The following is a 21,959-nucleotide window of genomic DNA, read 5'->3' on the forward strand; positions in this document are numbered from 1 at the left end:
TAACTAGTCCGATTGCACAATTTCTAGTAATTTATCGTAGCTACTGACTTTTTCAAATCGTACTTCATTGCCGCTTATTTCTTTAAAATGTTCTCCAGCACAATGAATTTTCAATTTTTCGATTTCTCGTAGGTCCATATCAGAATCAGAGCCTTTGGTTTCTGCTACAAAATAGATTTGTCTCACCTTGTCCTTATCAAATACTATTGCCCAATCTGGACTATAATTGGCTACCGGCGTAGAGATATAGAAACTTTTAGGAAGCTTGGCGTAAACAACGACCTCTACACTATTTTCCAAGGCGGTTGCAAATTTGGACTCAATACCGGAATCAGAAGTTAAAAAGTCATAGATATGCTTTTTCAATAATTCAGAATTACGAAGGGCAAATTTGTCATTCGTAAATACTGTCTTAGCATCATGGCGTTCGTCAGTCTTGTGATAAACAATGTTATTGATAATGAGGCTAGCTTTAACCTCATTAATTAGCTTACTTACTTTGGCAATAAATTCTTCAGGGTTTTTTCTGATAAGCAAAAACTTCTTTTCACTAATTGATTTAAGAATGGAAACAATGGTTCTGCGCGTTAGGTTGGTTATTGCCTCTATCTCACCGACAACATCATAAACCGTATCCGCATAAAGGTCGTTATCCAATTTCAAAAATTCACGTTTCGATTCCTTGACCAAACTACCGTCTTTCATTTCTTCTTTAGTGCCATCTTGTAACTCGCCCGTTTTCACCTCATACACCCTATCACCAATATTCAGTTGAGCATTGATACGAATTTTACTGTCCTCTATTAGTTTTCCAGTATCAAATTTGACCTCATAAATGGTTTTAAGGTTTATTTTATCCCATAGTGCCTGAAATTCTTTCTTCTTAAAATTTGTATTCGTATTGAGTATAATGGTTTCCCGTTCATTCTCAGGCTTAAACTCTTCTCCCGTATAAATCGATTTTAATAATTTTCCTATTGAGGCCCTAAACGGTTCTAGTTGCTCGGGTACTGGAATTTTTTCCTGCTCAATCAGTTCTTTCCCATCGGTGGTGATTTTGTAGTTCTCATCTATAATCTGACCCACGATTAACTTGAACTGAATTTTTTTGGCTTCATCCTCGGTTATTCTATGTTCTTCTCCACTTTCACTTGTAATCATTTTTCCAACGAAGAAAGCTATCTCAGCTTTTTGTGGTCTATCTTTCAAGGTTGCAGCGATTTCCTTTTGTAATCCCTTAGCAAATGCTTCATAACTTTCAGAAGCTATGACAGTCAATTTATTGATTTCATGCACTTGCTCTCCGACAGCTTCGAAGTCTAAACGGTTACCATTTTTATTGACACACAATCGCATACCTCTTCCTACCTCTTGCCGTCTTCTTGTCTCACTACCGCTTTCAGGATTCTTTAAGGCACAGATTTGAAAAACATTGGGATTATCCCAACCCTCTTTCAACGCAGAATGTGAAAAGATAAATCGAGTAGGTTCTTCAAAACTTAATAATCGCTCTTTGTCCTTCATAATGAGGTCATAAGCTGAAATATCGTCCGATTCATCGCTACCGCGTTTTACGGACGGGTCAACTGATTTGCCTTTTTTGTCGATAGAGAAGTAGCCATTATGGACGTTCTCGGCATTATCTCTTTTTAGATATGCCCCATAGTTAGTAGGCATATAACCTTTATGGACTTTCCCGGAGTCTGTATCCTTCAGATAATCATTATACTCCTGATGAAACAGGTCTAAAAATTCACTGACAACTTTATTATATTCCTCTTCGAATATTTGCGCATACTCGCCTAATTGTTGCTCTCCTTCATCATCATACACCCTATATTTTTCTACGGTATCAATGAAAAAAAGTGACAATACCTTGATGCCTTTACCGAAAAGCTGTTTTTCTTTTTGTAAATGAGATAGAATGCATTCCCGAATTTGCACTCTTCGGAAAGCATTTTCATCCGTATCGTTTAGAATATCCCCAGGATTAATATCTTGGCCTCCTATGACCACTTTGTTTAGATATCCGTTGATTTCAGTTATGGTCTGATTTTTATAGGCTGGCATATTTCCGGAAAGCTCATATAAATTGGCTCCCTCACTTAATTTTCTGCGAACCTTTTTAACCCCTGCCCCGATGCGTTGTTCAAACTCCAAAACCGCAAAGGGCGGTTTTGTTGTGCTTAAACTTATGTGTTCTAGATATAAGTAGCCTGTCGTACCCGTAGAACCTTTTAAGTTTATGCCCTTTACTTGAATTTTCTTTACAAGCCTTTTATTGTAAGCATCCAAGGCATCTAACCGATAAATCTTATTATAATCGATTTTGTGGGTTGCAGAATATCTAAGTGTAAAGAGCGGGTTGAAATCTTGCATACTTTCCAAGGTCTTCTTACCATCAACCGACTGCGGTTCGTCGATAATCAAAATCGGATTAGTCTGAGAGATAATTTCAATAGGCTTTCGAGTGCCAAATTGGTCAAGTTCTTGATAGATACGTCTTGCATCTTTTCCTCTCGCGTTAAAGGCTTGCGTATTGATAATCATAACACTAATTCTACTATCTGAGGCAAAGTTTTCAATGTCTTGCGGACGACCTGAATTGTAAATAAAGGGGTTAATCTTATGCCCGTATTTTTCTTGAAAATGCTCTTGGGTGACTTGGAACGATTTATACACCCCTTCTCGAATAGCTATACTCGGAACAATAACTATAAACTTGCTCCAACCATACTTTTCAAAAAGTTCGTACATGGTACGGATATAGGTATAGGTCTTACCCGTACCCGTTTCCATTTCAATGGTCAGGTTATATCCGAGCTTTGCTTGCTTCGGTCTTTCTATATACTCACTTTCATGTAGTTCATTTTCTTTTTGAACCTCTTGGATGTTTTTTAAAACCTGGGTTTCTAAAATTTGAATGCTGCTATTACGATAACCGATTTCTTCCTCAATATTAAAATCTAAAGATGCCGTGCCCGATGCCGCTTGTTTTGCCTTGCGAATAAGCTCCTTACTGCGCTCTAGGGTAAAACGGTTTGTTTTTAAGGGTTGACCTTGAAAGCAATCTACCACAGCCTGTACCGCCTTAACCTGAAAATCTTGTTCCTTAAATTGTAGTTTCATCCTTAAATAACTTTCATTTCAGTTTCAGGACTCAACTGTTTCAATAACTGCTTTACATTGGTCTTTGCCGTATCGTCTTTAAAACCACTATCCTTGAAAACAATACGCAGGGGTTCGTCTTTAGCGATTTCTTTTGCAAAAGCTTCGTCAATACCATCATCAAAACAAGCAAAAAGGGAGTTTTCAGCTACCTTAAAAACCCTCTTCCCGTTAATATCAACTTGCTCGATTTTCAGCGATAATGGTAAACCCCAATCTAGCATCACCTGTGCCAAAAGGTCATCAGCAGTTCTATCGGGTTTAACGTTATCAGAAAAGAGTTCTAGATTATCTTGGGTATATTCTTGTGGTTTATAATACACATCTTGCATATTACTTTCATCTAAACGGTAGACACGAAAGCCATAATCAATATCCGCCTCTGTTTCTTTTTTGACTTTTTTCGCAGCCCTACGGATACGTTCCTTGCCTATTTCACAAAGATTATTATATCCGGCTTTATAGGCTTCACTACCGGATTCCGTTTCTTCAGGGATTTGGACCAATATAAATTTTTGAGAATTGCTTTTTAGTGCATTATGGCTGAGTACCGCATCCGCCAATGGAGCAGAACCAGAAAAGAAGTCGAGCACTATTGAACTTTCCTCAGAAGCAATTTCTAACATTCTAGAAATTAAACCAGTTGGTTTAGGAGTATCAAAGACTGCTGTTCCATTAAAAAGTTTTGTCAATTCTCTTTTTGCCGAATCATTTGTCCCAACTTCTTTAGCCCACCAAATTGTTTCAACCGTTAAGCCCTGCTGACCTTCCGTTATAAACTTTTTAATTCTTGGAACCCCGCCCCCATCACTTCCAAACCAAATTCTGTTATCTGCTATAGCTTCATCCATTCTTGTCTTTGTATATCTCCAACAAGAACCTGAGGGCGGGTCAACTTCTCTTCCCGAAGGCGTAATAAGAGTATAAAATTGGTTTTTAGTACCATGTCCAGCTTGTGCAATAGCCGGAACAGAAGTCCAAACCCCTCTCGGGTCATTATCTGGATTCTTGTAACGGCTTTTTGCTTCATCATCCATCTCCATTAGTCCTAAAACTCTTGACACCGCAGCCCTATCTCGTGCGTAACAAACTATATAATCATGTCGGGTTGAAACTTCTTTTCTATTTTCCCTTGTTTTTCGTTTTTCCCATAAAAATGTAGCGATGAAGTTGGCTTCTCCAAAAATCTCATCACATAGCTTTATGAGGTTTCCAAGTTCGTTATCGTCTATTGATATAAAGACGGCACCATCTTCTGTTAAGAGGTTTCTTGCTAATTTTAGTCTTGGAAATAACATGCTTAACCAATCAGAATGATATCGCCCAGAAGTGTCTGCATTTTGGAATAAGCGTTGGTTATACTCATCTTTTTGTCCACTTTCCTGCTTATATTCTTCGCTATCCTGAGTAAAATTATCTTTATACACGAAGTCCTTACCCGTATTGTAAGGCGGGTCTATATAAATCATTTTGATTTTACCCAAATAGCTTTCTTGAAGTAATTTGAGCACCTCCAAATTATCCCCTTCAATATAGAGGTTCTCTGTATTGTCAAAATCAACAGAGTCTTCTCGTATAGGGCGTAAGGTTTTGGTGGTAGGGAGATTTGCCGTTACAATAGCCTCTTTCTTGCCCGGCCATTCCAAGCGATACCGTTCTTTATTTCCCTCAACTACCGCATGGTTTAACTCTTGTTTTAGCAAATCAAAGTCTATGGCTTTACCCTCGGCACTCTCTGTAACGCAATTGGGAAAAAGTTCAGCGAGCTTTTCAAAGTTCTCATTGACTAAATCTGGGGAGGAAAGGTCTAGTTTTTCTGTGGTCATATTTTGGTCCAATTGTTAGTCAATATTTTAAAAGTAATTCTTATCACAGTTGCAAAAATAAGATAGCATTAAGACTTTACTATTGAAAAGAGATTTTGGTTTGTTATTTTTTAAATCTTTGATACCATTTCAAATTTTCAAGCTCTTTTATTTTTCTATACTGTTCATCGATTTTATCATATAAATTATTTGCTTCTGAATGCAAATAATTAATGTGCTCCTTAAATTCTTCGTTCTTGATTTTTAATTCTTTGTTAGATTGTGCCAAAAATTCATTTTCCTCTTTTTGAGCTATAATCTCATCATTCTGTAAATCCAAACTCAGCTTAAGAGCCTTATTTTCAAGTATCCGTTTTTGTAGTTTTTTATATTGAATTGGCGATGTCGAGCCTTTTATTCTATTGAGATAAACAATAATATATCTCTTGAAAGTATCAGTGTTTAAATCATTTCTCAGCTTTAAAGCTTCTTGAAGTTTTTCAAAAGCGATACCAAATGAACCTGCATTAAGCGCATTTCGTGCTTCCTCATATTTTCTATCAGCCATACCGGAGTTAAGAAAATTATCAATCAAGGTATCAGGTGTCTTTGTTTTTGCAAATTCCATTACCCTTGGGTCGGTAATAATTGCCGAAGGAGGAATTTCAGTTTTTAATTTTAACCCACTAAATGTTGTGCACCTGCTGAGCGCAACATATACCTGCCCTGAAGAAAAACAGTTTGCTAAGTCGGCATATACTTTTTCAAAGGTCAACCCCTGGCTCTTATGAACCGTAATTGCCCATGCTAATTTTATGGGAAACTGTTCAAACGTGCCTAATACAACTTCTTCTATTTTCTTTAGCTCTTTGTTCCATCGATATTCAATATTCTCCCATTCTGCTCTTTCAACTGTAATTTGAGACTTCTCACTATCATCAAATTCCGCAATAATTTCATCATTTGAAAGCGATACGATCTTAGCGATTTTACCATTGTAATATCTTTTAGATTCCCCTGTATCATTCTTAATGAACATTACCTGAGCACCTTCTTTTAATTTTAGAAGATCTTCAGATGGCTTTCTATTATCAGGAAATTGACCCGTTATATTTGCATGAAATTCAAAAAGCTCGGAAGTTAAAGAATTCAACTTGGTCAAATTGGTACTATTTACAATCGCATTATGGCTAGCTAAATAGATATAATTTTCGTTTTCTTTTGCGTTAAATGTAGGCTCGTGTTTCTGCTTTAAAATCTTGAAATCAGAACTATCCATCTGGTTTATCCTGATTCTGTTTAAAAGACCTATGAATTCCTTTTCATTTTGGCGATAAATCTTCTTCAATTCGATGTGACCCCATTGGTTAACACGAATAGCTTCCTCCACAATTTTGGCGCTAAAAAAGAAAGGGGTTTTATAGAATTGGGATAATATTTTCCACTCATTATTCATAACAACTGGTGGAAGCTGAAATGTATCTCCTATTAATACCACTTGCACTCCGCCGAAAGGGATGTAATGCTTGTTTCTAAATGTTCTTAGTAGATTGTCTATAACATCCAATAAATCACAACGAACCATTGATATTTCATCAATAACTAGTAGTTCAAGCTCTCGCATTATTTTTAAGCGGTCCTCATTATATCTAAACGTGTCGTAAATATTTGCAGATTTTTCTCCCGTTTCCTGGTTGATTATTAGCGATTTTCTACATAATCTTTGGTCATTTGGACTAAAGGGACTGAATGGTATCTTAAAAAATGAATGGATGGTTACGCCTTTGGCATTGATAGCTGCGACTCCGGTTGGCGCAACAATAGCTATTTTCTTTTTGGTGGTTTTTCTTAGGTACTTTAAGAATGTAGTTTTACCAGTACCCGCTTTACCTGTTAAATAGATAATTTGACCCGTATGTTCTACAAGCTTTATGGCCTTGAGAAACTCTTTATTCTCTTGATCAAGTTGGATGTTATCAACACTGAAGTTTTCGTTATTGGTCAAATTATATCAGTTGTTTTGGCGTAGGTATTTGTTTCTAAAGAGTATAAAACGCTAAAAATAAGTTAGTAATGCAAGTTTAGCAAAATAATTCCTACAAAAGATGGGATAACGATAATTGAACCATATAAGATAATTTCTTTACGGTTTAATGTAAACATCTTGCTGAGAAATTGCCATGGTTCCTATCAGATGTCATTAAAATATTTAAAAACATTTATTCGCCCCAACTAAATCCTATTCAGCCCATTCCCACTCCATTCCGTTGCTCTCCATTCCGGGAAATAAGCTTCATATATCATTATCTTAGACACAATCCCCGCTTTTGACTTTCCATTCCGCTAACCCTTCCCGATGCTCTGGGAAGGAACACTCCATTACAAGTCAAAACCGTGAATTAAGTCCGCTTGAACTCAAATTGATATTTAGTGTTTTGTTCCGCATCAAGAGGCTATTGAAACTTCACAATTTTAGGTTTTGACCCACTACCCGAACCGCCACCATTACCCTTTTTTGACGGCGAAAAAACAACATTCATTCTTGCACGACGGCATAAACCAGGCTCGTGCCTCGCTCTTTTTTATACGTCTTACCAAGCCTGAATATTGTAAAGCATTAAGCAACAAAAAAAAGGTAACAGCGACGGCTCTGTGGGAAGTAAATCAAAACCGGAAACCATGAAATCATATCAAATCCTCAAAAATGAAGCGGAACAAAAGTTAAAAAACAACAAAAAGGAAAACGCTCTAGGTGTAATAAGTAAATCGATTTTAAATGCTGTTCGAAGGGTTCGGACAGGCGTATTAATTAATCCTAAATTTTTCAATTATGAGTAGTATCAAAAATTATGTGCATCTGTTAGGGAACATCGGGGATGACCCTAAAGTAACCAAACTAGACGGTGGTAAAAAAGTAGCTCGTTTTTCATTGGCTACCAATGAAACCTACAAAGACCGAAAAGGAGAAAAGCAACAGTTAACGGACTGGCATACGGTCGTAGCTTGGGGCAAGACTGCTGAAATCATTGAAAAATATGCGCACAAGGGCAAGCAAGTGGCGGTAGTCGGTAAACTCAAAAGCAGAACCTATACCGAGCCTAAAGAAGGCAACGAAAGACGGGTAACGGAAGTAGTTGCCGACGAAATCCTGTTATTGGGCGGTAAGTCTGATAATTAAACCATAAAAACAAAGAGGGCGACACCGTGGAAAGTTACGCCCTCTTTTTCATCGTCTAATCTTAATAATAAAACAATGAGAAACGAAGTTAATGAAATTCAAATAAGCTATTGCGAAAAATTAGGGGTACTCAATTCAGAACCTGCGAACTCCTCCGATAGGGTTGCCGAATTATTGTATCAAACATGGGATAAAAACACTATCGGACTTCATGAAACCTTTAAAGTGTTATTGCTTAATAATGCCAATAAGGTCAAAGGCACCTTTCAAGCTTCCACTGGTGGATTGACGGGCACATTGGTAGATTTGCGAATACTTTTTGCGGTTGTACTCAAAACTCTCTCCACGGCCATCATTTTGGCGCACAATCATCCATCGGGTATTACCAAAGCTAGTGGTGCCGATATCGCATTGACCAAAAAAATAGAAAAGGCTGCCGAACTTTTTGACATTCGAGTGTTGGACCATCTGATCATACTTCCAGATGGCAACTATTTTAGCTTTCGAGATAATGGATTAATGAAAAATTAGAAAGTGATGGATATACATATTGATATACCTTTTCGTCTAAATTTCAATAACCTTGACCTTGAAACGCAAGAAAAACTCATGCATCAATCCAAGCAAGAGGTAGAACACAAATTCGGTGAGGACTTGAAAAAGTACGCAGATGAAAACTTCCTGGATTACGATTCGCTTTTGGAAGAAGAAGCCATTAAAAACCTCTATAACCACAAATTCAAGTTTACCATCTAAAGTAACACCATTTAGATTGATACAAGGCAGCCTTTTAGGTTGCCTTTTTCATTTTAGTATTCCCATCATTTATATCCCAAACCTGAAAATTCCTTAAAAGTCATCATTACAAACTCTTAAAATTTTGAATATGAAATCCGCCTTACGAACTGCAAACTAATTTGGGATGAAGGCTGGATTTTTCTCCTGCGGAGTAAAAAGGAAGAGCAAGAGGGTAACGCGCTGGCGCGGCGTTACTGGATTTCAGTTCATTACAACGTACTGAATATTAGTGTTTTAACTGTATTTAGAGAAAATTTATCGCTTAAAAATAGTCCTGTTTTGCGTCAAACGCCCTGAAAAGGCCCATAAACAGGCAAAAGTTTGAGTCAAATTGTATCATGTCAAGCAAAGAAACCTTTAGTACCCTTCGGATAAAAATTCCAACCGCAGAAAAGTTCAGGAAATTTTCCAAGCAGCTTTTTAAGACCCATTCCGATGCTTTACAAACCATGCTTGATTTTTTCCATTACAATGAAATTTCACCCTTGGAACGCTTTGGACCCACGGCTAGAACCTTGGAGACGCTAATAAAAAAAAGATTTAATGCGATGGCAGCTATCATGAAGGAAATGGATAAACGAGGGATAACACCTACCAAGGCCATGATGGAACTACTCTTCGAACATGCCCCTCAACAGAACAAGCCGCAAAAATCTCCATCATCCAATAAAGGTGATGCGCCCGTTAAGGATGATGCTTTCTTTAAGTCGGCTTTTGAAACCATTGAACTGCAGAAAGCGAATTCACTCATGGAGCAAAATCTCCAACAATTACAGCAACAGTTTCTGGATACCCTGAAAAAGGTGGAAGTGACCAAATCAAGCTTTGGCAAATCCAAGTTGTACTTAAATATGCCGATAAGGGAATACGAACAATTAAAAGCATCACTAAAACAGACTGAGCCATGTACATCAGTATTACAAAACAACATTTAGGAGACAACTTCTCCCAAAGTGCTTCTGATTTTATCGACTACCTAGAAAAAGAAAATGAAGGGGTCTTACCTGAAATGCAAGAACCTTTTTTTAATCAAACGACCGACGAAATTCCACCAGAACAGGTCATCAAAGAAATCGATGGGAATACCGCCAAGCTTAAGAAGGTCGAACCCAAATTTTATTCACTGACCATCAATCCGAGTCAAAGTGAACTAAAGGCCATAAATAACGACCCTGAACTACTTAAAAAATATGTTAGGGAAGTCATGAAAGATTACGCGGCTTCCTTTCACAGGGACCAACCTGTTACCGTAGACGAAATCAAGTACTTCGCAAAAATTGAACACGAGCGAACCTTTAAAGGTTTTGACCGCGAAATCCGGGAAAATCAGCCTTACCGTGCGCAAATCGTAAGACTCGAAAATGACATTCGGAAAGTGGAGCGAGGGGAACTCACTGGCAATGTAGCGGCCATGCAAAAAAAAATAGCAAAACTGCAATCTGAAATTCCCCATAAACTGCAAGGAAAGCCTATTGAACAGGGCATGAAAAAGCCAGGTTTCCAAACTCACGTGCATATTATCGTAAGCCGAAAGGATGCGAGCAATCGGTATAGCCTATCCCCAGGAAGCAAATACATGGAATCGGAAAGCAAGTTGAACGGTAAGATTGTCAAGCGCGGTTTCAACCGTGATCTATTCTACAAAAGGGCCGAAAAAACCTTTGATACCCTATTCGAATACAAACGTAATTTTGTGGAAACTTACGAGGCCAGAAAATCCTATCTCAAAGATCCCCATCAATATTTCGCACACCTACTCGGGCTTCCCACGAACGAGCGCAGCGCAGCATTTAAAATTTTGAGCAAAGCCGGGGTACGGGTTCCCCAGGTGAACATTCCTACGAATAAAGTCCAAATGGCGCTTAAGACCATCAAACAGTTCAAGAAGGCTATGGACTTGGCCCGGTCATCCAGTTCTATAGGAATCTAACAAAATAGGCAAATGCTTTCGACTATTCTTCTATATTATGTTTCCGCTTCCGGATTGATTCTCCTTGTGCATCGCTATTACCGCCATGCCTTTCTCAGTCTTGCCATGCTTTTTTTGTACTTGGGTATTCTGGGTTGTTTTGGAAACAGTTTCCGATACGGCTTATTCTTTTGTTTCCAATGGATTCTGCCTTTGTACGCCATCAGTATGGTTTGTCATGCCGCCTTAATTGAAAGCGATATGACCAACATGCCTAAAAAATACAATGCCAAGTTTCGGCTTAGAAACGGAATATTCAACATGAAAAACATCCGTAGGGGTGTTTCGATCATTGGATCAGCAGGAAGCGGTAAAACGGAATCGGTTGTCTTCAATTTTCTCAAACATTTCAACCGGCATTCATTCTGTGGAGTCATTCACGACTATAAACATTTTGAGATTACCGAAATGGCCTATCCCTTATTCCAGGATTCGAAAGTTCCTTTTCATATCGTTTCCTTTGATGATATCTATAAACGGGTCAATCCCATCGCTCCACGTTATATGGAAGATGAGGAAAGCGTCAATGAAATATCGCGGGTACTATTGGAGAACCTTTTGGAGCAAAAAGAATCGGTCGCCTCGGGATCTTCCAAGTTTTTCAACGATGCAGTGGAAGGCCTTTTGGGCGGATTGATATGGAGGCTTAAAACGGCACATCCCGATTACTGTACCTTGCCCCATCTGATCGCGACCTACCAATATCTGGATACCGAACAGCTTGTTGCTTTTCTTAGTTCGGACTTTACTTCAAAAGCCATGGCCGATGCCTTTATTTCCGGAATCGATTCCGAGCGGCAAACGGCTGGGGTAATGAGTACTTTGGCGAATGCCCTCAAAAAAATCAGTACTCCACGTATCTTTATGACCCTTTCGGCTGATGAAATTCCTTTGGATATTAATAATCCGAAGCATCCCTCGGTAATCGCCGTTGTCAACAATCCAAAGTTCGATACGGCATACTCCCCTGTAATCGCTACTATCATTCACACCATTACCAAACAAATGAGCGTTCGCAATCGGCTATCTTCCTTCTTCCTTGCGGAGGAAGCCTCCACTTTTCGGTTGTTGAACATGCAACGGATCCCGGCTACCTTGCGGAGTTATGATATTGCCACGGTTTACGTGCTCCAGGATAAAATTCAAAATGATCTGATGTACGGGGACAAGGCCAGTAAAGCCATATTAAGCAATCTCTCCTACCAGTTCTTCGGGAAGGCCAATGACCCCGATACGGCAAAATACTATGAACGCTTTTTTGAAATTATCAAGCAGCCCACCCGAAGTATCAGTAAGAGCAGCAATTGGAATTTCGATGCACGGATTACTAAAGGGGAAAAGGATGTTAGCAAAATTCGCGCAGATGTTTTTTTCCGATTGAAACGCGGGGAATTTATAGCCTTTGCCGATGGCAAAGACAAGCGGGTCAAATTTGATAGGCCTGATATAAAACGAGAGCTCCCAAAGCCGGTCTATGCCCAAAACCATCCTGAGATTCGCGCCAATTTTCAACGTATACATCTTGAGGTTCGAAGGCTATTCTCCTGATGGGAATTGGACCCAACGACATCCAATCAAGATGAAATTTTCTTCATTTTGATGGTGAAATTTCGTATATTTAATGGTTAACCCAATCCCTAAATCGTGTGGTTTAATCAGGCAAAATGTGATATTTACATGGGTACCGGAGCCGGCACCAAATTGTTGAAGGAAATCGGAAATGCCCAACATTCCGTGAAAATTTCCTCGCCCTACCTATCCCCTAAAATGGTCGATGAATTGGTTTGGTTACATAAAAAAGGCATAAAGGTCACCTTGATTACCTCCGATAAATTTGACAGTAGAAGTTATCGCCAGGAAAAGAGTATTCAGCCATTGGTGGTTCAGAACCGGCATTTAAATGAGAGTGCTAACAGAATCAGAAAACGATGGCTGTTCACCCAAAAAGTATTGATAGTTGGCATTATTGCCTTAACTCTATTTCTAGTTGTATTAACCATATTATCGTACGATTCAGCATATATCTACGGACTAGGCATTGCTCTCCTCCTTTTTTTGTGCTCCAGATATGCGAGGAGAAAAACTAAGAATATCAAAATTTATTCGTATACTTATTCATCGCTTTTTCCATTTAAAGTTTTCGTTGCCCCGGATTCTTACCAAATCAATGATATGTTTATCCATGGTAAAATCTATATAATCGATGGTCGTACGGCTTATTTGGGTTCGTTGAACTTTACGGAGAGCGGTACCAAATACAACTACGAAACTAGAATTCGAGTTACCGATATTGAAGCCGTTAGACAAATTGAGGAAGAATTTGATGTCTTATATGACCATCCCGATTTGGCTTTTTTTGGTATTGAAGAATGGGGCAAATCAATTTATGCTGAACCTATTAATCAAAGTTCTTCGGAATTAAGAGTAACTTTTAGTTGATTTTTAGTGTTCCTTAAAAGGTAAATTAAGGGGACTATTAAATGAGACCGCAATTGAGACCTTTGATTACCAGGTTCTAAAGAGTAGGCAAACTGTCTTATTAATCGGCCAATTTTTGGAACTTGGTTAAAAGCGTGTATTACGCCCACTTCATCTTTTGTAACCGTACCGCATTAAGAATAGCCAATAGAGCCACCCCCACATCGGCAAAAACGGCTTCCCACATGGTAGCTAATCCACCTGCGCCAAGAATAAGCACGATAATTTTTACACCAAAGGCCAAACCGATATTCTGCCAAACAATGCTTCGGGTAGAACGCCCAATTTTGACCGCCCTTGCAATCTTGCTCGGTTGGTCAGTCTGGATGATGACATCAGCTGTTTCGATTGCTACATCACTGCCCAGACCGCCCATTGCGATCCCTACATCGCTGGCGGCAAGTACTGGAGCATCGTTGATACCGTCGCCCATAAAAGCTACCGTAGTATCAGGTTGTTTCTTGAGTTCTTCGACCTCGTTCAGTTTATCTTCGGGTAGCAGACCGCCTTTTGCCCAATCGATGTTGAGTTCCTTGGAAATCTGTTGGGTAATGGAATCCTTATCGCCGGATAACATGATGATCTTGGAAATACCAGCTTCCCTTATTTGCTGTATGGCTTGGTGCGCATCTTCCTTAAGCTCATCGGCAATAGTCACGTAACCAGCGAATTTCCCATCAATAGCAACCATCACTATTGATTCTACAATGCTGTCGGTTTCAGAAGGTACTTCGATGCTGTTTGAGGTCATCAAGGCTTTGTTTCCGACCAAAACAGTTCTTCCGTTAACAGTTCCTTTTAGGCCCTTTCCAGCGACTTCGGAAACTTCGGTCGCTTCCAAATCTGCACCATCTGCCTTGTACTCCAAAATTGCCTTTGCGATGGGATGGGTGGACTGTTCTTCCATGGCCATCAGGTATTGCATAAATTCGGCTTCCGCAAAAGCAGACTTGTTGACCACTTCCTTAATTTTGAAGACCCCTTTGGTCACTGTTCCCGTTTTGTCCATTACCACGGTGTTTATTTTGGTCATTGCATCGAGAAAGGATGCGCCTTTGAACAGAATACCATTGCGCGATGCCGCACCTAGACCACCGAAATACCCCAATGGAATGGAAATGACCAATGCACAAGGACAGGAAATCACAAGGAATATTAATGCTCTATACAGCCAATCCCGAAATATATAATCATCAACAAAAAAATAGGGCAAGAATGTAAGACCGATAGCTAGGAAAACAACGATAGGTGTATAAATTCGCGCAAACTTTCTGATAAATAGCTCCGTTTTGGACTTTCGTGCGGTAGCGTTCTGTACCATATCCAAAATTCGTGCTATGGAACTATCCTTGAATTCCTTGGTCGTTTCCACTTCGATGACCCCATCGAGGTTGATGCTACCGGCAAAGACCTTTTCATCCTTTGCAATGGTAGCGGGTTTGCTTTCGCCTGTAATGGCCGCTGTATTTAGCGACGCTTTTTCAGATAAAAGAATGCCATCCAAAGGAATTTTTTCGCCCACACGCACCTGTATCTTTTCTCCAATTTCCACGGTTTCGGGATTGACGGAAACAAAGTCGCCGTCACGAAATACCAAAGCTTCGTCCGGTCGTGCGTCCAGCAAAGCCTTGATGTTTCCCTTCGCCCGATTTACCGCAGCGTTCTGAAACAATTCGCCCACTGCATAGAATAGCATCACGGCCACACCTTCTGGATATTCGCCTATGGCAAATGCCCCCAAAGTGGCAATTGACATCAAGAAAAACTCCGTAAAGAAGTCGCCTTTTAAGATGCTGTTCCAACCTTCCTTAATGACAGGAAACCCAACGGGAATGTAGGCAGCCGTGTACCATACGATTCTGACCCATCCCTTAAAGAATGGAACGGCATCGAAGTAGTCAACGGCAATACCCGCAATGAGCATTACAAAGCTGAAAATGGCAGGTAGATAGGTTCTGAAATTGGATGCTGCTTCCGGACTGCTGTGGTTGTGCCCGTCATCGTGACTGTGCTCGCCCTGGTGTTCTTTAGGGTCTAAGTCACGTAAGTTTACTTTTTTCTTTTTCATAGGTGCAATTTCCAAATTTGTTAAATGCAACGGAAGTGCATTTATTGTCCGCTGCATTTCTCACAAATTCCTTTCAGAACCAAATTCGCATCTTCCGCAATGTACCCGTCCGGAAGGTTGATATGGGGAATTTTATGTTCCGTCAAACAAACGGTCTCATCGCAATTATTGCAATGAAAATGCAGGTGCAAATCCTGTTCGAGTTCGCAATTGCACCCTGGTTCGCACAGGGCATATTTCTGTATTCCAGTGCCGTCGTCTATTTGATGTACTACGCCTTTATCCTCAAAGGTTTTCAGGGTACGATATAAAGTTGTCCTGTCAGCTTTCGCGAAAGCGGTCTCAATATCCGTTAACGAAGTCGCTGCTTCTTTTTCTGCTAAATACTTATAAATCAATATTCGCATTGCAGTAGGACGAACGCCATTTTCGGTAAGCCTTTGTTCTATTTCTTTCATTTTTTAGTAGTGTTTATCAATATCAATGTCCCTCTTCGGATTCCCCTTTTTTCAGCTCTGCCATTAAGTAATATGCATTATTAAACGCAAATTTGACATTCGGTGCAACTTTTGATAAAAAGTTTACTGCAATCCATTCCCCATCTTGGGTACCCTTTGTAATTTCAATGGGCGTAAACGCCCAATTATCGGTTTCCTCTTTAGCTGAAAAAACAAAAAACCTATTGCCGTCAGCGGCTATGGCACTTTCGGGCAATGCGAATGTTTTTGTATTGTCCGTTTGAATCCGCCCCTGAATATACATTCCGGGTATCAAGTTGCCTTCCTTGTTCTCGATTTCTGCGTGGACGTGAATCGCTTTTGGATTCTGCTCAAAAGTCTTTCCTACGGAATAGATTTCCGCAGTAAGTTCTTTACCGGGAATGGATTGGACATTGAAAATGACTTTCTGCCCTTCCTTAACCTTGTGCACATCCTTTTCAAAAACCATCAGGTCGGCGTGTACGTGGTGTGTGTCTACGATTTCCATTAGGTCGGTCTGGGGTTCTACATACTGGCCTGTTTTGATTGCTACCTTTTCAACAAACCCTTCAATGGGACTTCTGAGTGCCACCCGCTGATAAATTGTTCCACTTCTTACACCGGATGCACTGATGTTCAACTGTTGCAGTTGCGCTTCAAGACCGCTGGCCATACTTCGGGATGCCTGATATTCTGCTTCCGCCTTCTGAAAATTGGCACCGCTGCCCACACCTGCATCATAAAGGGTTTGTTGTCGTTCATATTCCTTTTTAAGAAACTGGCTGTTACTGTGGGCATTTAGGTAATCCGTCTGTTTTTGGATGATGTTGGGATGCGATAGGTAGGCGACCGTTTGTCCTTTATTGACATTATCGCCCTCGATGACCTCGATGGACACCACATTTGCACCCACCACCGTTGTGATGGTGGCCTCGTTCTGTGGCGGAACCTCCAGTTGACCGTTGGCTTTTACATACCCGCTCATATTTCGCATTTGCAACGTGTCGATTTGCATTTGTAGGGCATCGAACTGTTTGGCCGTAAGCATCACTTCCTCAGCTTCGCCTTTGGAATGTTCATTTTCCATTTCGGAATTTCCCTCTTTATTCTCTGCGGCTTCGCTGTTGGAATTGCCACAAGAGGTCAACCCTAGGAGCATCATCAATAGACCTATAGCCGTGTATTTAGATAGATTTTTCATTTTATTGTTTGAAATATTGTAGTTCGAAAACTGATTTTAGATAATTGTCGAGCGAATCCAGCGCATCCATTTCGGTCTGTATGGCATCCCGTATGATTTGGGTAAAAGCCGCATAATCGACCGCACCTTCCCTATAGGCCAGCAATGCGCCTTCGCGTTGCTCTTTGGCAAGCGGCAATGCCTTATTCTTGTAAAATTGCCAAGATGCTTCCCACTTTTGATAGGCTTGTATGGATTGCCGATATTCCGATTGCAACTGCCGTTTTGCAAATTCTGCGTTGGTCTTGGCGATTTCGCTGTCTAATTTGGCTGCCTTGGCCTGACTGCGTTCCGTACCTGAAAATAGCGGAAGGGAAATTCCTGCCTGATAGGTGTAAAATCCGCTGCTTCCGTTCACTTGTTGCAATCCTCCCTGAAGGTTGAGGTTGGGCAACAAATCGGAACGGGCTGCTTTATAGTTGGCTTCGGCTTCGTCGATTCGCTTTTGCGAAAGTTCCAGTTCGGGATGATTTTCTATACGTGCGGGTATTCCCAGCACCGCCACTTCACTTTCGTCTAGGGTGTCGGGAACTGTATAATATATGTCCGAAACCAACCAAAGATTGAGTTTTTGAAGTGCAATGGCATAGTCGCTTTCGGCCTGTTGCAGTTTATTGTTGATTTGCAATGCCTGATTGGTCGCTGATGAATATTCCAATCGTGAAATGGCCTCGACCTCATAATTCAATTCGATGGCTTTTTCAAACTGCGAATAGATGGAATTCAACTCGCGGTACAGTTCAAATTTCCGTCGTTGCTGATACGCTTGCGACCACGCCTTTTTGACCTCTTGTTCCACTTGCAGTCCGGTTAGGTCAAGAGCGGTTTCCGCCAAGGCGATGCGCTGTTTCTGCAAACGCTTCTTTGCACCGATGCCGAACAGATTGATATTCTGCTGACCTACGCCCACCACAGTGTAAATTCCCTGACCGTCGCCGACTTCTTCCCCACCTGTGAAAACTTGTGTGTTCCCTAAATCATACGCTGTACCTTTTAGGGCATTCTGCTTTTGGATTTCCAACTGTTTTGTTTTCAAAAGTGGATAATTTTCTTTGGAAATTTCCACTGCTCTTTCCAGTGATACAATGGGTAGCGAATCTTGCGATTGTATTTCTTGCGCTTTCGCAAAAGTGGAAGTAAAAAGCAAGCACACCATTGCCGTTGCGGTTACGAATTTAGGATTGATTTTCGTCTTACGTTCCGAACGTTTTTCGACCCATTGATAAAAGATGGGCAGGATAAAGAGCGTCAAGAGCGTAGAGGTTATCAATCCACCGATGACCACGGTGGCCAAAGGTCGCTGTACTTCAGCCCCTGCGGATGCAGAAATGGCCATTGGAAGGAAACCTAAAATATCGGTAAAGGCCGTAAGCATAATAGGGCGTATCCTGCGTTTTGTTCCTTCCACGATACGGTCTTTCAAGTTGGTCACACCTTCCTCTTTCAGCTCATTGAGTCCGCTTATCATTACCAAACCGTTCAGCACGGCAACACCGAACAATACGATAAAGCCGACCCCTGCGGAAATGCTAAAGGGCATATCCCTGAGCCATAGTGCAAACACACCACCTATGGTGGCCATCGGGATAGCCAGATAGATCATCAAGGTCTGCGGAAAGGATTTTAGGGCAAAGTAAATCAGGATGAATATGAGGAACAGTGCGATGGGCACTACGGTCTGCAACCGATTGCTGGCACGCTCCAAATTTTCGAATGCACCCCCATAGCGGATAAAATATCCCGGTGGCAGATCAAGGTTTGCATCAAGCTTGACTTTAATCTCATTGACCAACGATTCCACATCGCGTCCACGTACATTTACGCCTACGTAGGTTCTGCGGTTGGTGTTGTCACGGCTTATCTGCATCGGTCCCGGTGTGTACTCGATCGCGGCAAGTTCTTGAAGCGGTATCTGTGAACCGTTCGGTAAATTGATGAACAGATTCCTGATGTCGTTGATATCCGTACGGTTCTGCTCGTTGAGCCTAACGACCAAATCGAAACGCTTTTCGCCCTCAAAGATGATCCCTGCATATCCTCCGGCAAAAGCGGATTGGACTATCATATTGAGTTGGTCAATGCTCACGCCGTATTGTGCCAGTTTATCACGATTGTACCTTATGGTCATCTGCGGTAAACCTGAGGTGGCTTCCGCCCTCATATCGCCTATGCCTTCGGTACCTGCCATGATTTTGGTAATCTCATCCGTTTTGGCTGCAAGTACATCGATATCCTCGCCATAAATTTTAATGGCCACATCCTCACGAATGCCCTCCAACAACTCATTGAAACGCATTTCGATAGGTTGGGTAAACTCATAATTGACACCTGGTAGTATACTTACGGCATCCTTCATCTTATCGATAAGTTCGTCCTTTGATTCAGCGGATACCCATTCGTCCTGTGGTTTAAGTATGACGAATACATCGGCAAAGTCCATCGGCATCGGGTCGGTAGGAACTTCGGCGACACCGATACGACTCACAATTTTTTCCACTTCGGGAAATTCGGCCTTTACGATACGCTCTATTTTGGTAGTGGTTTCAATCGTCTCGCTGAGCGAACTACCGGGTTTAAGAATAGCGTGAAAGGCAATATCGCCCTCATCCAATTGTGGTATGAATTCGCCGCCCATTTTCATAAACGTGAAAACGGCCACCGCAAATATGGCAATGGCAATTCCTACGACCCACTTTCCTTTTTTCAACGCGCGTGTCAATAATGGTTCATAGTTGCGCTGTACCCAAAAAACAAAACGGTCGCCCCACGATTTTTTTTCGTTTTTAGGTGGCTTCAGAAACAGGGCGGACATCATTGGCACATAGGTCAGGCATAAAAACATTGCCCCTATCATCGCAAAGATGAATGTAAGTGCCATTGGCCGGAACATCTTTCCTTCAACACCTTCCAATGCTAGAATGGGCAGGAATACTATAAGAATTATCAACTGCCCGAAGAAGGCCGCGTTCATCATTTTTTTTGAGGCATTTGCGGCAATATCATCACGCTTTTCCTTATCTAAAGCTTTCTTTTTAATAACATAACTACTCAAAAGGAATACGCTTGCTTCCACGATAATGACCGCCCCGTCCACTATGATACCAAAGTCGATAGCCCCCAGACTCATCAGGTTTGCCCATACGTCAAAAACGTTCATCAGTATAAAGGCGAACAATAAGGATAGGGGAATGGTGGAAGCTACTATCAATCCGCCTCGCCAGTTCCCTAACAAGAAAACCAGTACGAAAATTACGATGAGTGCGCCCTCCAATAAATTATTGCGTACCGTTCCGGTGGTCTCACTTATGAGCTTACTTCTATCCAACAAAGGCTGAATGATTATCCCTTCCGGTAGGGATTTCTGGATTTCGGCCATCCTATCCTTTACACGAACAATGACCTCGTTTGAGTTTGCACCTTTAAGCATCATTACCAGTCCACCAACGACCTCGCCTTCGCCATCCTGTGTCAATGCCCCATAGCGTACGGCAGAACCAAAGCGTACATCGGCAACATCGTTTACAGTAATAGGCACCCCATTTTCATTTTTGATAATGATTTTTTTGATGTCATTAAGGTTGCGTACCAAACCTTCGCCACGGATGAAGTTGGCTTGGCGGTTTTTTTCAATGTAAGCACCGCCCGTATTTTTGTTGTTCGCTTCCAAGGCTTCGAAAACATCCGTGATCGTAAGACCAATAGCCTTTAGCTCATTGGGGTCAACGGCTACCTCATATTGTTTTATTTTTCCGCCAATGGCGTTGATTTCAACAACCCCAGGTACCATTGCCATTTGTCTTTGGACAATCCAATCCTGCATCGTACGTAAATCGGACAGGGAATATTTGTCCTGAAACCCAGGTTCGACTTTCAGGGTATATTGATATACTTCGCCCAAGCCTGTTGAGATAGGCCCCATAGAAGGTTGGCCCAGTTCTTCGGGAATTTGCTCGCGCACTTCCGTTAGTTTCTCGGAAACAAGCTGACGTGGCAGATAGGTTCCCATATCATCATCAAATACGACCGTAACCACGGAAAGTCCGAATCGTGAAATCGAGCGGATTTCCTTAACGTTGGGAAGGTTGCTCATCGCAATTTCTACGGGATAGGTCACGAATTGCTCGATATCCTCTGTACCTAGATTTGGCGATTGCGTGATGACCTGTACCTGATTGTTGGTAATATCCGGCACGGCGTCGATGGGAACCTGGGTCATACTATAGATACCTGCACCGATTAGAGCAAGCGTGAGCAGACCGATAATAAATTTGTTATTGATTGAAAAATCAATGATTCTGTTGATCATAGATTCAGGTGTTAATTCAGTTAAAATGGAATGTGGCCTTCCTGCCGACCGAACTGGCGGCCGCGAAAGCGAAAACAGCCTTGAAACTTCCACAAAGGAATTTCAAAACAGGATGTAACTATCCTATGTAAACTGAATTAAACCCGTGGGGGCTGAAAAAGAGAATGGGAAATATCCTTGCCTACACTATCGAAATGGGCAAAGCTGTTTTGTGGAATGGTAGGTGGAAGCGGCGCGAATTGAGCGATACCAAAATCTATGGTATGTACGTGGCAACAATGGCACTGACAAAATGGCGAGCATAATTCGCAATCTTGGTCGTGGTCGCCATCAAAATCTACAATCGAAGCGATTTGGGAATCATCAGAAACATTTCCTGCATCGCTACAAGGCACAAAATTGAGTGCCAGGAAATACACTGATAATATGATTGCCAAAAAATTCACATTGCAAAGATAACAAGAATTAGG

General features: G+C 41.2%; 15 protein-coding genes. 7 read left to right on the plus strand and 8 right to left on the minus strand.

The window, feature by feature from the left end; genetic code table 11:
- Window positions 1-3: 3 nt before the first annotated feature.
- From IV512_RS12000 to IV512_RS12010, 3 genes are all read right to left on the minus strand, one after another.
- A complete protein-coding gene (locus tag IV512_RS12000; RefSeq protein ID WP_209403653.1) occupies window positions 4-3,129 on the minus strand; it encodes a type III restriction-modification system endonuclease in 3,126 nt (1,041 codons plus the stop codon).
- A 2-nt stretch (window positions 3,130-3,131) separates the two neighbouring features.
- Complete coding sequence (locus IV512_RS12005; RefSeq protein ID WP_209403655.1) at window positions 3,132-4,994, minus strand: site-specific DNA-methyltransferase; 1,863 nt, start codon at window positions 4,992-4,994, stop codon at window positions 3,132-3,134.
- A gap of 103 nt (window positions 4,995-5,097) precedes the next feature.
- Window positions 5,098-6,978: a DEAD/DEAH box helicase gene (locus tag IV512_RS12010; protein WP_209403657.1), complete on the minus strand. Its 1,881-nt coding sequence runs from the start codon at window positions 6,976-6,978 to the stop codon at window positions 5,098-5,100.
- Window positions 6,979-7,803: 825 nt separating this feature from the next.
- Between IV512_RS12010 and IV512_RS12015 the strand changes: the two genes are divergently transcribed.
- The 7 genes from IV512_RS12015 (at window position 7,804) to IV512_RS12045 (ending at window position 13,357) form a co-directional block, all read left to right on the plus strand.
- Window positions 7,804-8,151, plus strand: a complete 348-nt coding sequence (locus IV512_RS12015; protein WP_209403659.1) for a single-stranded DNA-binding protein — start codon at window positions 7,804-7,806, stop codon at window positions 8,149-8,151.
- 75 nt (window positions 8,152-8,226) lie between these two features.
- A complete protein-coding gene (locus tag IV512_RS12020; protein ID WP_209403661.1) occupies window positions 8,227-8,682 on the plus strand; it encodes a RadC family protein in 456 nt (151 codons plus the stop codon).
- A gap of 6 nt (window positions 8,683-8,688) precedes the next feature.
- Window positions 8,689-8,907, plus strand: coding sequence for a hypothetical protein (locus tag IV512_RS12025; protein WP_209403663.1), 219 nt, complete (start codon window positions 8,689-8,691; stop codon window positions 8,905-8,907).
- Window positions 8,908-9,287: 380 nt separating this feature from the next.
- On the plus strand, window positions 9,288-9,884 hold the full coding sequence (locus IV512_RS12030) for a BfmA/BtgA family mobilization protein (RefSeq protein WP_209403665.1): 597 nt from the start codon (window positions 9,288-9,290) through the stop codon (window positions 9,882-9,884).
- Window positions 9,854-10,879: a MobB family relaxase gene (gene mobB / locus IV512_RS12035; RefSeq protein WP_209403667.1), complete on the plus strand. Its 1,026-nt coding sequence runs from the start codon at window positions 9,854-9,856 to the stop codon at window positions 10,877-10,879. The genes IV512_RS12030 and mobB overlap by 31 nt, the downstream gene beginning before the upstream one ends.
- 12 nt (window positions 10,880-10,891) lie before the next feature.
- A complete protein-coding gene (locus tag IV512_RS12040) occupies window positions 10,892-12,466 on the plus strand; it encodes a type IV secretory system conjugative DNA transfer family protein (protein WP_209403669.1) in 1,575 nt (524 codons plus the stop codon).
- 129 nt (window positions 12,467-12,595) lie between these two features.
- Window positions 12,596-13,357 (plus strand): phospholipase D family protein, encoded by a 762-nt coding sequence (locus IV512_RS12045; protein ID WP_209403671.1) that lies wholly within the window; start codon window positions 12,596-12,598, stop codon window positions 13,355-13,357.
- A gap of 139 nt (window positions 13,358-13,496) precedes the next feature.
- On the opposite strand, the gene IV512_RS12050 is transcribed toward IV512_RS12045, so the two are convergent.
- From IV512_RS12050 to IV512_RS12070, 5 genes are all read right to left on the minus strand, one after another.
- Entirely contained in the window at window positions 13,497-15,464 is a 1,968-nt protein-coding gene (locus IV512_RS12050) for a heavy metal translocating P-type ATPase (RefSeq protein ID WP_209403673.1), read from the minus strand.
- Window positions 15,465-15,505: 41 nt separating this feature from the next.
- Window positions 15,506-15,922, minus strand: coding sequence for a Fur family transcriptional regulator (locus tag IV512_RS12055; protein WP_209403675.1), 417 nt, complete (start codon window positions 15,920-15,922; stop codon window positions 15,506-15,508).
- 22 nt (window positions 15,923-15,944) lie between these two features.
- The gene (locus IV512_RS12060) at window positions 15,945-17,144 is read right to left on the minus strand and encodes an efflux RND transporter periplasmic adaptor subunit (RefSeq protein WP_209403677.1); all 1,200 of its coding nucleotides are present in this window, start codon (window positions 17,142-17,144) and stop codon (window positions 15,945-15,947) included.
- Between the two features lies 1 nt (window position 17,145).
- The gene (locus IV512_RS12065) at window positions 17,146-21,489 is read right to left on the minus strand and encodes a CusA/CzcA family heavy metal efflux RND transporter (protein ID WP_209403679.1); all 4,344 of its coding nucleotides are present in this window, start codon (window positions 21,487-21,489) and stop codon (window positions 17,146-17,148) included.
- 137 nt (window positions 21,490-21,626) lie between these two features.
- Window positions 21,627-21,935 carry a DUF6660 family protein gene (locus IV512_RS12070; RefSeq protein WP_209403680.1) on the minus strand — a complete coding sequence of 103 codons (309 nt, stop codon included), beginning with the start codon at window positions 21,933-21,935 and terminating at the stop codon, window positions 21,627-21,629.
- Window positions 21,936-21,959 lie beyond the last annotated feature (24 nt).

Origin of the sequence: Pseudozobellia sp. WGM2 (assembly GCF_017810075.1) — a bacterium.
Classification (GTDB): domain Bacteria; phylum Bacteroidota; class Bacteroidia; order Flavobacteriales; family Flavobacteriaceae; genus JADNYK01.